The organism is Cytobacillus praedii, assembly GCF_001439605.1.
Lineage (GTDB): Bacteria > Bacillota > Bacilli > Bacillales > Cytobacillaceae > Cytobacillus > Cytobacillus praedii.
On record NZ_LMBX01000016.1, the window covers coordinates 23,944 to 38,795 of the forward strand.

Annotated in this window: 13 protein-coding genes; 9 read left to right on the forward strand and 4 right to left on the reverse strand. The window is 39.1% G+C overall.

Annotation, left to right across the window (positions count from 1 at the left end):
* The first annotated feature begins 2 nt into the window (after positions 1-2).
* Entirely contained in the window at positions 3-1,349 is a 1,347-nt protein-coding gene (gene gcvPA, locus ASU02_RS16550; RefSeq protein WP_057765604.1) for an aminomethyl-transferring glycine dehydrogenase subunit GcvPA, read from the forward strand.
* Positions 1,342-2,802, forward strand: a complete 1,461-nt coding sequence (gene gcvPB, locus ASU02_RS16555) for an aminomethyl-transferring glycine dehydrogenase subunit GcvPB (RefSeq protein WP_057765606.1) — start codon at positions 1,342-1,344, stop codon at positions 2,800-2,802. Before gcvPA ends, gcvPB begins: the two co-directional genes overlap by 8 nt.
* Before the next feature lie 249 nt (positions 2,803-3,051).
* On the opposite strand, the gene ASU02_RS16560 is transcribed toward gcvPB, so the two are convergent.
* On the reverse strand, positions 3,052-3,435 hold the full coding sequence (locus tag ASU02_RS16560) for a rhodanese-like domain-containing protein (protein ID WP_057765608.1): 384 nt from the start codon (positions 3,433-3,435) through the stop codon (positions 3,052-3,054).
* Positions 3,436-3,625: 190 nt separating this feature from the next.
* On the opposite strand from ASU02_RS16560, the gene ASU02_RS16565 reads away from it, so the two are divergent.
* The 5 genes from ASU02_RS16565 (at position 3,626) to ASU02_RS16585 (ending at position 7,983) form a co-directional block, all read left to right on the forward strand.
* On the forward strand, positions 3,626-4,462 hold the full coding sequence (locus ASU02_RS16565) for a lipoate--protein ligase family protein (RefSeq protein ID WP_057765610.1): 837 nt from the start codon (positions 3,626-3,628) through the stop codon (positions 4,460-4,462).
* 151 nt (positions 4,463-4,613) lie between these two features.
* A complete protein-coding gene (locus tag ASU02_RS16570) occupies positions 4,614-5,513 on the forward strand; it encodes an ABC transporter ATP-binding protein (protein WP_057765612.1) in 900 nt (299 codons plus the stop codon).
* Positions 5,514-6,254, forward strand: coding sequence for an ABC transporter permease (locus ASU02_RS16575; RefSeq protein WP_057765614.1), 741 nt, complete (start codon positions 5,514-5,516; stop codon positions 6,252-6,254).
* A gap of 5 nt (positions 6,255-6,259) precedes the next feature.
* On the forward strand, positions 6,260-7,384 hold the full coding sequence (locus ASU02_RS16580) for a sensor histidine kinase (RefSeq protein WP_057765616.1): 1,125 nt from the start codon (positions 6,260-6,262) through the stop codon (positions 7,382-7,384).
* Positions 7,381-7,983 carry a response regulator transcription factor gene (locus tag ASU02_RS16585; RefSeq protein ID WP_057765618.1) on the forward strand — a complete coding sequence of 201 codons (603 nt, stop codon included), beginning with the start codon at positions 7,381-7,383 and terminating at the stop codon, positions 7,981-7,983. The genes ASU02_RS16580 and ASU02_RS16585 overlap by 4 nt, the downstream gene beginning before the upstream one ends.
* Before the next feature lie 35 nt (positions 7,984-8,018).
* Here the strand turns inward: ASU02_RS16585 and ASU02_RS16590 are convergent, their stop codons facing one another.
* Genes ASU02_RS16590 through ASU02_RS16600 form a run of 3 tightly spaced genes read right to left on the reverse strand, consistent with a single transcriptional unit; the run spans position 8,019 to position 11,037 of the window.
* Positions 8,019-8,930 (reverse strand): glycine betaine ABC transporter substrate-binding protein, encoded by a 912-nt coding sequence (locus ASU02_RS16590; protein ID WP_057765620.1) that lies wholly within the window; start codon positions 8,928-8,930, stop codon positions 8,019-8,021.
* Complete coding sequence (locus ASU02_RS16595) at positions 8,930-9,778, reverse strand: ABC transporter permease (RefSeq protein ID WP_057765622.1); 849 nt, start codon at positions 9,776-9,778, stop codon at positions 8,930-8,932. Before ASU02_RS16595 ends, ASU02_RS16590 begins: the two co-directional genes overlap by 1 nt.
* A complete protein-coding gene (locus ASU02_RS16600) occupies positions 9,778-11,037 on the reverse strand; it encodes a quaternary amine ABC transporter ATP-binding protein (RefSeq protein ID WP_057765624.1) in 1,260 nt (419 codons plus the stop codon). The genes ASU02_RS16595 and ASU02_RS16600 overlap by 1 nt, the downstream gene beginning before the upstream one ends.
* Before the next feature lie 348 nt (positions 11,038-11,385).
* On the opposite strand from ASU02_RS16600, the gene ASU02_RS16605 reads away from it, so the two are divergent.
* Entirely contained in the window at positions 11,386-11,928 is a 543-nt protein-coding gene (locus ASU02_RS16605) for a GbsR/MarR family transcriptional regulator (RefSeq protein WP_095396731.1), read from the forward strand.
* A 340-nt stretch (positions 11,929-12,268) separates the two neighbouring features.
* Positions 12,269-14,830: a vitamin B12-dependent ribonucleotide reductase gene (locus tag ASU02_RS16610; protein ID WP_057765626.1), complete on the forward strand. Its 2,562-nt coding sequence runs from the start codon at positions 12,269-12,271 to the stop codon at positions 14,828-14,830.
* Positions 14,831-14,852 lie beyond the last annotated feature (22 nt).

Genomic DNA, 14,852 nt, shown 5'->3' on the forward strand with positions numbered 1-14,852 from the left:
CTATGAAACATCGCTACTTACCGATGACAGAGACAGATAAGAAAGAAATGCTCGAAACAATCGGAGTAAACTCAATCGATGAATTATTCAGTGATATTCCTGAACGGGTAAAGTTTAAAGGGGAATATAACATTAAACCTAAGAAAACAGAAACGGCTTTAATGAAAGAACTTACGCAGTTAGCACAAAAAAATGCAGATTTAAGAAGTCATACTTCCTTTTTAGGTGCAGGTGTCTATGATCACTACATGCCTGTAATTGTCGACCATGTTTTATCCCGTTCAGAATTTTACACAGCTTATACACCGTATCAGCCTGAGATTTCACAGGGAGAGCTGCAAGCAATCTTTGAATTCCAGTCAATGATCTGTGAATTAACAGGGATGGATGTAGCAAACTCTTCTATGTACGATGGCGGAACAGCTTTAGCTGAAGCAGCAATGCTAAGTGCAGGACAAACACGCCGCAAAAAAGTGCTCATTTCAAGTGCTGTTCATCCAGAAGCAAAAGAAGTGGTGAAAACCTATGCAAAGGGTCAATATATTGAAGTAATTGAAATCCCTCATAAGGATGGTATTACAGATGCAGCAGTTTTAAAAGACATGATTAATGATGAAATCGCAGCTGTCATTGTTCAATATCCAAACTTTTTTGGCCGTATTGAACCGTTAAAAGAACTTGAAGAAATCATTCATGCACAAAAATCCTTGTTTGTTGTTTCAAGCAATCCGCTATCACTTGGTGCATTAACACCTCCAGGGAAATTAGGTGCGGATATTGTCGCTGGTGATGCGCAGCCATTCGGTATACCAACAGCATTCGGTGGTCCACACTGCGGTTATTTCGCGGTAACAAATAAATTGATGAGAAAAGTTCCTGGCCGTCTTGTTGGCCAAACGGTAGATGAAGAAGGCCGCCGCGGCTTTGTATTAACGCTTCAAGCACGTGAGCAGCATATTCGCCGTGATAAAGCAACTTCTAATATTTGTTCAAACCAAGCATTAAATGCTTTAGCAGCATCTGTTGCAATGACAGCTCTTGGCAAAAATGGCGTGAAAGAAATGGCTATCTCAAACATCCAAAAAGCACACTATGCTAAGGCGGCATTTAAGGCTAAAGGGTTTGAGATTGCATTTGAAGGTCCTACCTTCAATGAATTTGTTGTGAAGTTAAATGCTCCTGTTAAAGAAGTAAATAAAAAGCTTCTAGAAAAAGAGATAATTGGGGGCTATGATTTAGGCCGTGATTATTCAGATTTAAAGAATCATATGTTAATTGCAGTAACTGAACTAAGAACAAAAGAAGAAATTGATACATTTGTAAATGAAATGGGGGATTACCATGCATAAGGATGATCAAGCACTCATTTTTGAAATATCAAAGCCCGGCCGCATCGGTTATAGCCTCCCGGAAATGGATGTTCCGGAAATAGATATAAACGAACTAATTCCTGCTGGATATTTAAGAGAAGAGGCGCCAGAGCTTCCAGAAGTATCAGAGCTTGATATAATGCGCCATTACACAGCTCTGTCTAATCGAAACCATGGGGTTGACTCAGGTTTTTATCCGCTTGGATCATGTACAATGAAATATAATCCGAAAATCAATGAGAATGTAGCACGCTTCCCAGGCTTTGCACATTTGCATCCATTGCAGGATGAGAGCTCTGTCCAAGGGGCATTAGAGCTTATGTACGATTTACAGGAGCATTTAATTGAAATTACAGGTATGGATCAAGTAACATTACAACCTGCTGCTGGTGCTCATGGTGAATGGACGGCGCTTATGATGGTCCGTGCATTCCATGAAGCAAATGGAGACTATAATCGGACGAAAGTCCTCATTCCAGACTCTGCGCATGGGACGAACCCTGCATCTGCAACTGTTGCCGGTTTTGAAACTATTACAGTAAAATCTGGAGAGAATGGATTAGTAGACTTAGATGATCTTCGCCGTGTAGTTGGGGAAGACACAGCAGCTCTTATGCTGACAAACCCTAACACTTTAGGGCTTTTTGAAGAAGATATTCTTGAGATGGCTGAGATTGTTCATGCTGCGGGAGGAAAGCTTTATTATGATGGAGCAAACTTAAACGCAGTTATGTCGAAGGCACGCCCAGGGGATATGGGATTTGATCTTGTCCACTTAAATCTTCATAAAACATTTACTGGTCCACATGGTGGGGGCGGACCAGGGTCAGGTCCTGTCGGTGTAAAGGCAGACTTAATTCCATTCCTTCCAAAGCCGGTACTAGTGAAGCAGGGAGATCAATATGAATTGGATTATGACCGCCCGCAATCCATTGGCCGAGTGAAGCCTTATTACGGCAACTTCGGCATTAATGTTCGTGCATATACGTATATTCGTACGATGGGCCCTGATGGACTAAAAGCTGTGACAGAATATGCCGTATTAAATGCAAACTATATGATGAGAAGATTGCAAGAATCGTATGATCTTCCATTTGATAGACATTGTAAGCATGAATTCGTCCTTAGCGGAAAGCGTCAGAAGAAGCTTGGAGTAAGAACACTTGATATTGCGAAGCGTCTCTTAGACTTCGGTTACCATCCGCCAACCATTTACTTCCCGTTAAATGTGGAAGAATGTATCATGATTGAACCAACTGAGACGGAATCAAAAGAAACACTTGATGCTTTCTGTGATGCAATGATCCAAATTGCGAAGGAAGCAGAAGAGAATCCAGAAATCGTTCAGGAAGCGCCACACAATACAGTGATTGGGCGTCTTGACGAAACATTGGCAGCCCGCAAACCTGTTCTTCGTTATCAAAAACAATAAATTTATAGACTGGCTCTTTATTGGAGCCAGTCTATTCTTATTTACTGATAGATTTTTAAAACCAGTAGAAGTTATTTAAATTATTTGTGAAAAAAACTTATCGCAAATAAGATTGGGCGATTGCAAAAAAAGTCGGCTTGCACAAAAAACTGTTTTTGCCAATAAGGCTATTGCAAAAAAGGTGCTTTTTACAAAAAAAGATGAATGCACATAAAAAATCCTCTGCACAAAGGCTAGAGGATTTTATTATTAGTTTTTCGCTTTTATTTTGCCGCCCCATTTTTTAAAGCCGCCTTGAAGATGGGATAGGTCTTTGTAACCTCTGCGGTAAAGAAATTGTGCAGCTCTTCCACTTCTCATTCCGCTTTGGCAATATAAATAAACAGGCTTGTCCGGACGAAGCTCCTTCAACCGTGCTTTCATTTGAGACATTGGAATATTTCGGGCACCGAGAATATGTCCTGCTTCAAATTCATTCTGTTCCCGGACATCAATTAATTGGGCTTTTCGATAACCTTCACGAAATTGTTCTTCTGATAATGTCTTGACAATTTTTCGCTGATATAACCATGTAATAACTGAGTAGACAATAATTGCCCCTAACATAATTAGAAGTAAATAAAGGGTATTCAATGCGTCTTTCTCCTTTCAATCTTAGCTAGACCATCTTTTATTATATAGGTCTTTCTTGATATGAGTAAAGGAATTCAGATAAAATTTCTTCTATTTACCTATTTTCTTCAACTGCCTTTGTTTTTTTATTGTATTTTGATAGACTAAAAAACGAGAACATAGCAAAACAAAAAGTAAATGAGGTTTTAAGATGACAAAAGAAGTTTGGCGTTTTATTGATTCAGGTGCAGGATCACCTTCCTTTAATATGGCATTGGATGAAGCACTTCTTGATTGGAATAGTGAAGGGAAAATTCCCCCGGTTATCCGTTTTTATGGATGGAATCCAGCTACTCTATCAATCGGTTATTTTCAAAAGGTAGAGAAGGAAATTGATATGGAACAAGTAAAGGCTCACGGGCTTGGTTTTGTCCGTCGTCCGACAGGTGGCAGAGGTGTACTTCATGAACATGAGCTTACATATAGTGTGATTGTATCAGAGGAACATCCTGATATGCCCAAAACAGTTACAGAGGCTTATCGAGTGATTTCTGAGGGGATATTGAAAGGATTTCATCATCTGGGTATGGATGCATATTTTGCTGTTCCAAGAACTGCGGAAGAACGTGATTCATTGAAAAATCCGCGTTCCGCTGTTTGCTTTGATGCACCAAGCTGGTATGAGCTTGTTGTCGAAGGCAGGAAAGTGGCTGGAAGTGCACAGACAAGACAAAAGGGAGTTATTCTGCAGCATGGTTCAATTCTGCTCGATCTAGATGAAGATAAGCTGTTTAGCTTATTCAAATATCCAAGTGACAGAGTAAAAGAGAGAATGCAAAAGGCATTTAAAAATAAGGCAGTTGCGATTAATGAAATAAGTAAAGAACGAATTACTTTAGAGCAGGCAAAAGAAGCATTTATGAAGGGATTTGCTGAAGGACTGAATATTGAACTTGAGCCATATGAGCTCTCATCAGAAGAACTTGCTTATGTAAATAAAATCGCTAAAGAACGTTATGAACAAGATGAATGGAATTTCAAAAGATAAAAGCGGCTTCGGCCGTTTTTTTTTTGCTTTAAGATTTAACACTTGGCTTTTAAAAAAAATGACAAATGTCATCCGAAATAAATGACATAATCCACTAATCCAAATTCTTCCTAAGGCTTAAGATTAAAGTAGAAATGATGGAGGTGGAAAAATGGATTCGATTGTGGTGCTCGATCATGTAACGAAAACATTTAAAAATAAAAAAGCGGTGGATCACGTTTCTTTTTCAATAAAAAAAGGAGAAGTTGTTGCAATTCTTGGTCCGAATGGGGCAGGGAAAACGACGACAATAATGATGATGCTTGGGCTGCTCGAGCCAACGAGCGGAGAGGTAAGACTATTTACCAGTCATCCTAAGGAAAAGAAGATTCGAGAGAGAATCGGTGCAATGCTTCAGGAGGTCAGTGTGATTGATGCCTTAAAGGTGAAGGAGATTATTCAATTATTCCGGAGCTACTATCCAAGCCCGATGCCTTTTGAAGAGCTAGTAGCATTTACTGGACTAAGTAAGGATGATTTAAAAAGAAGAGCCGATAAGCTTTCGGGAGGGCAGAAACGCCGACTTGGGTTTGCGCTGGCATTGGCAGGAAATCCTGATTTAATTTTTCTAGATGAGCCAACTGTTGGCCTGGACATTGCTTCTCGAAAACTGTTTTGGCATACAATAGATGAATTAAAGGCACAAGGAAAAACTATTATATTCACAACTCATTATCTTCAGGAAGCAGATGATGTTGCAGACCGAATTATTTTATTTAATCATGGAACAATTATTGAAGACGGGACACCGGTCGAAATTAAAGCAAAGTTGTCTAAACAATCGGTCTCATTTGTTGAGAGTGAAGAAATATCCATGAAAGAATTAAAGCAGCTTCCCCATGTATTGGATGTATATAAGAGAAAAGATAGAATCTTTGTGGTGACTGATCATACGGACGAAGTCATAGCTGCACTATTTGAAAAGAAACTTAAAATAAGCGGAATACAAATTGAACAAGGGCGTTTAGACGAAGCCTTTGAACAATTAACAGAAAATAGGGAGGCGATGTAAATGCGTGCTTTTCAAATGCAATGCAAGGCTGAAACGATCCGCATATTGCGAAATCCATACTTTGTCTTTTGGTCACTGCTTATGCCGATTGTTTTCTATATTATTTTTACTAAAGTCTTTAATACGAATATACAAGATAAACAGGAGTGGCAAGCTCATTACTTAATGTCAATGACAGCTTTTAGTGTTATGGGTTCAGCAATTATGACACTTGGCATCAGGATCGTAGAGGAACGGACAAAGGGATGGTCAGTATTTATGAGGATTACCCCACTTTCTGATCAGGCATTTTTTGCTGCAAAAATGATCGGGCAAACAGTGATTCATTTATTTTCTATTCTGATCATTTTTTTAGCTGGTGCTTTAATAAATCAGGTTACTCTAACAGCTTTTGAATGGCTGATGAGCGGTTTATGGATTTTGCTTGGATCTCTTCCATTTCTAGCATTAGGTACGTTAGTCGGGACGATGAAGAGAGTGGATACTGCGTCTGGCGTTTCAAATGTCATTTATATGATTCTCGCCATTTCCGGGGGAATGTGGATGCCGATGGAAATTATGCCGTCGATTATTCAAAAAATTGGAGTATGGCTGCCATCGTATAATTTGGGAAATGGCGCTTGGGAAATTATCCGTGGGAACAGCCCGGAGTGGGGGAATTTTCTAATATTGTTAGGATACTTTTTCCTTTTCGTGCTATTATCTAGTTATATTAGGAGAAAGCAGGAAGCGGCGGTGTAAGTTGAATGTCAAAAGGAAAATTAAAGATTTTCCCTTCAAAATATGGATTCTTTCCTTATATGTTTCTAATCTATTTATTTATGCCAGGTTATTATATATTCTTTGAGACAGGCTGGAAGCTTTATGCCGGTTATGTATTATTAGGATTATTCCTACTCACATACCGGCAGCTTTATTTTGCTGGGAAGACTTTTACCTATTGGTTAATCCTTCAGATTAGTATTGTCTTATTTCTATCTGTCTTTATAAATATTAATATTTTATTTTTAGGTTTTTTCCCAGCACATTTTATTGGCTGGTATGAGGAAAAGAAGAAGTTTTATACGGCTCTGTTTCTTTTTGGAATATCTATTTTTACACCAATAATTATTCATTATAATCAATTAAATCAGAATGCATTGTTTTATTTTATCCCCTTTATACTTATTATGTTGTTTTCCCCATTCGGCATTCGTTCGATGAATAGCAGAATGGAGCTGGAAAGGCAGCTTGATGAAGCGAATGAACGGATTGAAGAACTAGTGAAACGGGAGGAAAGATTGAGAATTGCACGTGATCTCCATGATACGCTAGGCCATACACTCTCATTGATTACATTGAAGAGCCAGCTGGTCGGGAAGCTGCTAGCGAAGGATATTGAACGTGCCAAGCATGAAGCTAAGGAAATAGAAAGAACCTCCCGGGCAGCATTATCGCAAGTAAGAGAGCTTGTCTCAGATATGAGAGCGATTACTATTTCGGAGGAACTTCTGGCATCCTCTTCTATTCTTGAAGCTGCAGGCATTCGTTTTCAATACCATGATGATTCAAAGCTTGAGAATGCTTCAGGAATTACACAAAATATTCTAAGTATGTGTCTGCGTGAAGCAGTGACGAATGTGGTAAAGCATAGTCAAGCGAAAAATTGTCATATTGCAATCATTGAAAAAGCAGGAGAAATGACGATTAGTATTCAAGATGATGGGAGAGGGATGGATGAAAATTGTGAGGCTGGAAATGGGCTGAAGGGGATTTCAGAAAGACTTGAATTGATTGAAGGGGCTTTGAAGATCACATCTCATAAAGGGACGAAGCTAGTAATTACTGTCCCAGTCATTGTGAAGGAAAGAGAGGCTGGTATTGTTTCATGATCAGAATTGTAATAGCAGAAGATCAAGGGATGCTTAGGGGAGCACTTGGTTCCCTTCTAGATTTTGAGGATGACCTAGAAGTGATCGCACAAGCCAAAAATGGAGAGGAGGCCATCCGTTTTATTCAAACGCTTAAACCAGATATCTGTTTAATGGATATTGAAATGCCGCTTATGAGCGGTTTAGAAGTGGCTGAGGAGCTAAAAAAGCAAGGGGTAAATTGTAAAATTATCATTTTGACAACATTTGCTCGTCCTGGTTATTTTGAACGTGCAGTAAAAGCAGATGTTCATGGTTATATGCTTAAAGATGGATCTAGTGACGAGCTGGCAGAGTCTATCAGAAGTGTGATGAAAGGGAAGCGTGAATTTGCGCCTGAGCTCATTTTTGGCAGTATGAAGGATGAAAATCCATTAACAAAGCGTGAATGTGATGTGTTAAGAATGGTGGCCGATGGGAAAACGGCAAAAGAGATTTCAGCTATCCTCTTTTTATCGGCAGGAACTGTAAGGAATTATATGTCAGAAATTATAAGCAAACTGCAGGTGAAGAACCGGATTGAAGCGATTAGCATTGCAGAAGAAAAGGGCTGGATATAAAGAAAACGAGGCATCATCAAATGCCTCGTTTTCTATTACTCTTTTAAATCTTCAATAGAATCAATATCCATGTATGCTGGGACAACTAAGCCGATTTTTGTTCCCTCTAAGTTTGCACCTAAATCCTCAAACTTGCCTTCGAATTCTTTATAGTAATCTGCGTGTGTTAATGGCAGCCAGCCAGCGATATGGGCATCAAGACTTCCTTCAGCAACACCAGCCCACATAGGACCTGCTTCTACTTGGCGAAGGGTAACTTTGTAGCCTAGGTCTGTCAACACCTGGGCAACTACATTTGTACTTGCGATTTCTGTATCCCATGCAACATAACCAAGCGTGATTTTGTCACCGTCAACTTCCTCGGCGCCTTCTGTCCATTTAGCTACCTTTTCAGTATTCTCATCGACCCATTTACGCGCAGCTTTTTCCGGATCTTCCCCATCTGTTATTTGGACCATCACTGTGTTCATATCTTCCTCTGGCCAGTTGAATTGATCTAACACCTTATAAGCGGATGGATGGTCTTTAGCAAGCCCGATACGTGCGATTGAATGGATATTTTCTTCATCCCCATAAGTCCCTTTAGGATCTTCTAAATATTTTAAGTCAAATTTTGAAAACTTCCAGTGCGGACTCCAGCCAGTAACAATAATTGGTTCTTCCTTATTGTAGGCTTTCTTTAGAGCGGCTGTCATAGCAGCGCCAGAGCCTTCTACTAATGTCCAATCATCAAGCTCGTATTCGTCAAGAACATTAGCAGTTGCTTTCATTAACCCAGCACCAGGGTCAATCCCAATAATTTTATAATCAACGCTTTCTCCAACTGATGCTTCAGAAGATCCCTTATCTGCCTTGCCTTTGTCACTGCTTGCCTCATCAGACCCGCAAGCTGCTAGTCCGAATGTTAAGGCAGGTACCATTAATAAAGATAACCATTTTTTTTTCATTATATTTTTCCCCCTTGTTTTTTTATTCCTATATTTTGGGTAATCCGATCAAGGATAATGGCCATAACCACAATCGCAAGACCAGCCTCAAAACCTTTTCCGATTTGAATTTGAGTAACCGCACGGTATACGTCTGCTCCAAGACCTGGTGAACCAACCATCGATGCGATGACAACCATGGATAATGAAAGCATAATGCTTTGATTTACACCTGCCATAATCGTTGGCATAGCAAGAGGCAGCTGAACTTTAAGAAGACGTTGGCTGGTAGTAGAGCCAAAAGCCTCAGCTGCTTCAATAATATCTGCAGGTACTTGTTGGATTCCTAATATTGTCAGCCTGATTGTTGGGGGTACGGCAAAAATAACGGATGCTACAACACCTGGTACGACTCCGATACTAAAGAAGAAAATTGCCGGGATTAGATAAACGAATGCCGGCATCGTTTGCATAAAGTCTAATATAGGTGTAATAATCTGTTTAACTGTATTCTTCTGAGATGCCCAAATACCCATAGGTATCCCGATTACTACTGTTATGATGACCGCTGTTAATACTAATGAAAGTGTTTCGAGCATCCCTTCCCAATAGCCTAAATTATCAATTAAGAACAGACCGATGATAGCGAACAGGGCGATCCCCTTTGTTGATAGCTTCCATGCTAATAAACCAATAAGGATGATAAGGATATAGGATGGAATAAATTCTAATACCGTAAATAGGCCTTCAACTATCCCCTCTAAACTTACAGTAATGGCATCAAATATGAATGCAAAAGTAACTGTAAGCCAATCGACAAAGCTGTCGATCCAATCTGCCAGCGGAAGTTTTGGCAATAAGCCTTCCATTATTGGTTCCCTCCTTTACTAGACTGATCAGCAGCCACTTCTTTTTTTGCTTCTTCTAAAACATTAATGACTTCATTATTTCCTGCAAGACCGCCAATAACCGCACCTCTTACAAGAATGCCATAGAGCCGATTGTTTTCATCTACAACTGCAACAGGGATTGTAGCAGTTGACACTTTGTCAAATAAATCTGTTAACAACGTTTCACCTGTTACCTTTTGAACATTCGGATTGATAATTGCCTGTAATGTTTGCCCATTCTCTGCAGCAGTCTTTGCATCATCAGCAGTTATCGCGCCGAGAAGGATTTGCTTTTTATCAACAACGTAAATACTTGAAATCCCAAGTTTTTTCATCATTTGTAAAGCAACTCTAGGTCCTTTATCGATTTGAACAGTTTCTGCTCTTTTCATTACATGGCTTGCGGTTAATACCTTTGAAAGATCAACGTCTTCTACGAATCTTTCAACATATTGGTTAGATGGGTTCATAAGGATTTCCTCTGGAGACCCAATCTGAACAATTTCTCCATCCTTCATTAATGCTATTTTGTCCCCGATTCTAAGCGCCTCATCTAAATCATGAGTAATAAAGATAATCGTTTTTTCCATTGTGGATTGCAGCTCAAGCAATTCGTCCTGCATATCTTTTCTAATTAATGGATCCAATGCGCTAAATGCTTCATCCATTAATAAAATATCTGTGTCATTTGCCAGTGCCCGGGCTAATCCGACACGCTGCTGCATTCCTCCACTAAGCTGTTTAGGAAATTGGTTTTCATAGCCTTCAAGACCTACTAGCTTTAAAGCGTTTAGTGCCTTTTCCTTTCTGTCTTCCTTATCTACTCCTTGGATTTCTAGTCCATACTCTGTGTTTTCAAGGATGGTACGATGTGGAAGTAAGGCGAAATTCTGAAATACCATGCTGATTTTTTTGCGCCGTATATTTCTTAGCTCTTCTTTTTTCATTTTTGTAATATCTTTTCCGTCAATCCAGACTTCTCCTACAGTCGGGTCAATCAGTCTATTTAATGTACGAACCAATGTGGACTTCCCACTTCCTGATAGGCCCATGATGACAAAAATCTCACCAGCATGGACATCAAATGTTGCTTGATTGACACCGACTGTGGAGCCAGTTCTTTTTAAAATATCTGTTTTTGAGTTCCCATCATTTAAGAGCTGTAGTGCTTTTTTAGGATTTTTCCCAAAAACCTTCGTAACGTTTTTTACACTTAATTTAACGTTATGTTCTCTCATGTTTTTTCACCTCGTTCAATTGAAACTTCTGGACTAGCAGTACTGATTAATTAAGCAAATTGTGATAAATGCCGCGCAATAAGGACCATTTAATTGTATTTGTTTTAAAAAAATAGGGCAAAGCTGGTAATTAGCCATATTCGGCTGTAAACTTTGTACAGTAAAAACTGAACGTACTGTATAACATGAATTCTTACAATTCCTATCTTTTCCTCCAAGATGCTGTGCTATATCCATCTTTACATTCTGAAAAAAAGTGGTAGTCTAATAAAAGATTATTTCATTTTTGTGGGCAAGCTAATGAAATATTGCAAAGTTAATTTTACATTTATGGATGTGAATAGTTACATGGATGGGAAAGAACAGCTTGAACGTGTTCGGGAAAGGGTCATTGAAACCATTGCTAAAAATATGAATTTATATGGAATTACAGATTCAATTGGACGATTATATGGAATGCTTTACTTTCATAATCAGCCGATGACTCTTGATGAGATGAAGGAAGAGCTCGGTATGAGCAAAACAAGCATGAGTACCTCTGTCCGCACACTAATGGATTTAAAAATGGTGGAGAAGGTGTGGAAAAAAGGAACAAGGAAAGATTTATATCTAGCAGAAGAAGACTGGCATCAAACCTTTATTGATTTTTTCTCCATTAAATGGCGTACAGGTATTTCAATGAACATTGCTGCGATGACAAAATCCATAATAGAGCTTGAAAGGTTAGAAAAATCGGAAGAGATAGATGAGGAAGTGCGCTCTGCCGCAAAAGTTGATATTACAAAAATGAAAGCAGCACTTAGTTATTATGAATGGTTAAATCGTTTGGTTGATAGCTTTGAATCAGAAGAGATTTTTGATTTTATTCCGAAAAACAAAGAGGAATTGTAAGGATATTGAAAGCACAGGATTCTGTGCTTTTTCGTTTTTTTAAATTTAGTATCTGATTAGAAGTGCAAGCCGCAAAAAATATTGAAATTTGTCTTATTTTGTTGTAAACCTATGAATCTCTCTTATTTTCTCCCGATTCTAGTTTTTTTTGATTTTGACAAATTTAACTTCTCGTGAATCAAACACAATATGTAGTGGTGTCGAAAATATTTCAGGTACTATATGTTGATTTAGAAGTTTTATTATGGTAACTTTAGGTTATTCATTAAATCAGCTAGATTTAACATAGCTTTGAAGTTACTATCAAAATTGAATATTTTTATTTGAAGGAGTTGTAAAAATGTCTGTTGCATTAGGACAAAAAATGAGTTTGAACATTGAACGCTTGAATGAAGACATCCGTCTATTTCCTCAAGTACACCCTATCACCTCTGATATGAAAATGACCCACAAAGGGGTTTCCCGTTTAGTCATGCTCGATAGGTATACATTTAAGGATACAGAAAAAATAACTCTGACTAAAGGGGACTTCGTCGTTCTAACTATCAAAGAAGATCCAAAATTTCCTGCCCGTGGGCTTGGCTACATTATAGATATTGATTGGGAAAACAAAGCAGCATCAGTTCTAGTGGAAGAAGATTATCGTGGGGTTCTTGATGACCCAGAAGAAGCACAAACTGGTATCATCAAGCGATCGCTGGATGTCATTGAAAAACCGCTAGAGCTTTTTTATGAGCAAATTGCCAAACGTAATGCAACAGGTCTTGCATCCGTTGAGAAAACAGAAGAGAAAAGACAAGAATGGTTTGAGAAATTCTACCAAGAGCTTGCGAGCTTAAACTTTATTCCAGCTGGCCGTGTTCTATATGGAGCGGGTGCAGATACGGACGTAACATACTTTAACTGTTATGTGATGCCATTTGTGCAAGATTCCCGTGAAGGCATTTCTGAACACCGCAAGCAAGTGATGGAGATCATGAGCCGCGGCGGCGGAGTCGGAACAAACGGTTCTACCTTAAGACCCCGCAACACGCTGGCAAAAGGTGTTAATGGTAAATCATCAGGCTCCGTTTCATGGTTAGATGATATTGCGAAATTGACTCATCTTGTTGAGCAAGGCGGTTCCCGCAGAGGGGCTCAGATGATCATGCTTAGTGATTGGCATCCTGACATTATTGAATTCATCATTTCAAAAATGCAAAATCCAAGAATTTTGCGTTTCTTGCTTGAAACGACAAAGGATGAAACAATTAAAAAATATGCAAAAGAAAAATTAAAATATACCCCTTTTACAGAGCAAGAACTAGCAATGTACCAAGGAATTGTAAATTATAAGCAAATTCCAGGACATGGCGGCTTTAATGAGAAAATAATAAATGATGCAGAAGAGAAACTAGCAACTGGAGGCAATTATTCTGTTCATAATTCTGAATTCCTTACTGGAGCGAATATTTCTGTTTGCTTGACGAAGGAATTCATGAATGCAGTTGAGAATGATGCTGAGTATGAACTCCGTTTCCCGGATGTAGAGAGCTATGATCAAGATGAAATGCGTAACTATAATGAGGAATGGCATAAGGTTGGGGATGTTCGCGAATGGGAAAAACTTGGTCATAAAGTCCGTGTTTATCGCAAAATCCAAGCGAAAGAACTTTGGAATTTAATCAACATTTGTGCGACTTACTCAGCAGAACCCGGAATCTTCTTTATTGATAATGCAAATGACATGACAAATGCAAGAGCATATGGACAGAAGGTTGTAGCAACTAACCCATGTGGGGAACAGCCTCTTGCACCATATAGTGTCTGCAATTTGGCTGCTGTTAACCTGGCAGAAATGGCTGATAAAGAGAACAAAACCGTAAACTTTGAAAAATTAAAGCGTACAGTTGAAGTCGGTGTACGGATGCAGGATAACGTAATTGATGCAACTCCATATTTCCTTGCAGAGAATAAGAAACAGGCTCTTGGTGAGCGCCGTGTTGGTTTGGGTGTTATGGGTCTGCACGACTTATTAATTTATTGTGAAACAGAATATGGTTCTGAAAAGGGTAATGAGCTTGTTGATAAAGTTTTTGAAACAATCGCGACAACTGCTTACCGTGCTTCTGTTGAACTCGCCGAAGAAAAAGGCAGCTTCCCGTTCTTAACTGGGGAAACAGAAGAAGAGACAAAACGTTTAAGAAAGGCATTTACAGAGACTGGATTTATGCAAAAAATGCCTGCAGATATTCAACAATCAATTATTGATAACGGAATTCGTAACTCGCATCTATTAACAGTGGCTCCAACTGGATCCACGGGTACAATGGTTGGAGTATCGACAGGTCTTGAACCTTACTTCTCCTTCTCTTACTTCAGAAGCGGCCGATTAGGCAAATTCATTGAAGTAAAAGCAGATATTGTTCAAGAATATTTAGATAGAAATCCGGATGCAGATCCGAATAACCTGCCTGAATGGTTTATTGCTGCCATGGACTTAGCACCTGAAGCACATGCAGATGTTCAGTGTATTATCCAGCGCTGGATTGACAGCTCTATCAGTAAAACGGTTAATGCACCGAAAGGATATAGTGTTGAACAGGTAGAAAAAGTTTATGAGCGTCTATACCGTGGCGGTGCAAAGGGCGGAACGGTGTATGTTGATGGTTCACGCGATTCGCAAGTTTTAACGTTAAAAGCTGAAGAAAACAGCTTCGATGAAACGACCTATGATAAAAAAGAAAAAACGAAACAGCATGTTGTTCTTGTTGATACAATCAATGACCTTCGTTCTACAAATGTAACGATTGGTTCAGAGGTTGGGAACACATGTCCAGTCTGCCGCAAAGGAAGCGTAGAGGAAATTGGCGGATGCAACACATGTACAAATTGCAATGCCCAGCTAAAATGTGGCTTATAGAATAAATACGAGAAAAGAAGAT

Bases quoted from the DNA above. Each gene is read 5' to 3' on its own strand.
- gcvPA (WP_057765604.1), top strand. From the start codon at position 3: ATGAAACATCGCTACTTACCGATGACAGAGACAGATAAGAAAGAAATG.
- gcvPB (WP_057765606.1), top strand. From the start codon at position 1,342: ATGCATAAGGATGATCAAGCACTCATTTTTGAAATATCAAAGCCCGGC.
- ASU02_RS16565 (WP_057765610.1), top strand. From the start codon at position 3,626: ATGACAAAAGAAGTTTGGCGTTTTATTGATTCAGGTGCAGGATCACCT.
- ASU02_RS16570 (WP_057765612.1), top strand. From the start codon at position 4,614: ATGGATTCGATTGTGGTGCTCGATCATGTAACGAAAACATTTAAAAAT.
- ASU02_RS16575 (WP_057765614.1), top strand. From the start codon at position 5,514: ATGCGTGCTTTTCAAATGCAATGCAAGGCTGAAACGATCCGCATATTG.
- ASU02_RS16580 (WP_057765616.1), top strand. From the start codon at position 6,260: ATGTCAAAAGGAAAATTAAAGATTTTCCCTTCAAAATATGGATTCTTT.
- ASU02_RS16585 (WP_057765618.1), top strand. From the start codon at position 7,381: ATGATCAGAATTGTAATAGCAGAAGATCAAGGGATGCTTAGGGGAGCA.
- ASU02_RS16590 (WP_057765620.1), bottom strand. From the start codon at position 8,930: ATGAAAAAAAAATGGTTATCTTTATTAATGGTACCTGCCTTAACATTC.
- ASU02_RS16595 (WP_057765622.1), bottom strand. From the start codon at position 9,778: ATGGAAGGCTTATTGCCAAAACTTCCGCTGGCAGATTGGATCGACAGC.
- ASU02_RS16600 (WP_057765624.1), bottom strand. From the start codon at position 11,037: ATGAGAGAACATAACGTTAAATTAAGTGTAAAAAACGTTACGAAGGTT.
- ASU02_RS16605 (WP_095396731.1), top strand. From the start codon at position 11,386: ATGGATGGGAAAGAACAGCTTGAACGTGTTCGGGAAAGGGTCATTGAA.
- ASU02_RS16610 (WP_057765626.1), top strand. From the start codon at position 12,269: ATGTCTGTTGCATTAGGACAAAAAATGAGTTTGAACATTGAACGCTTG.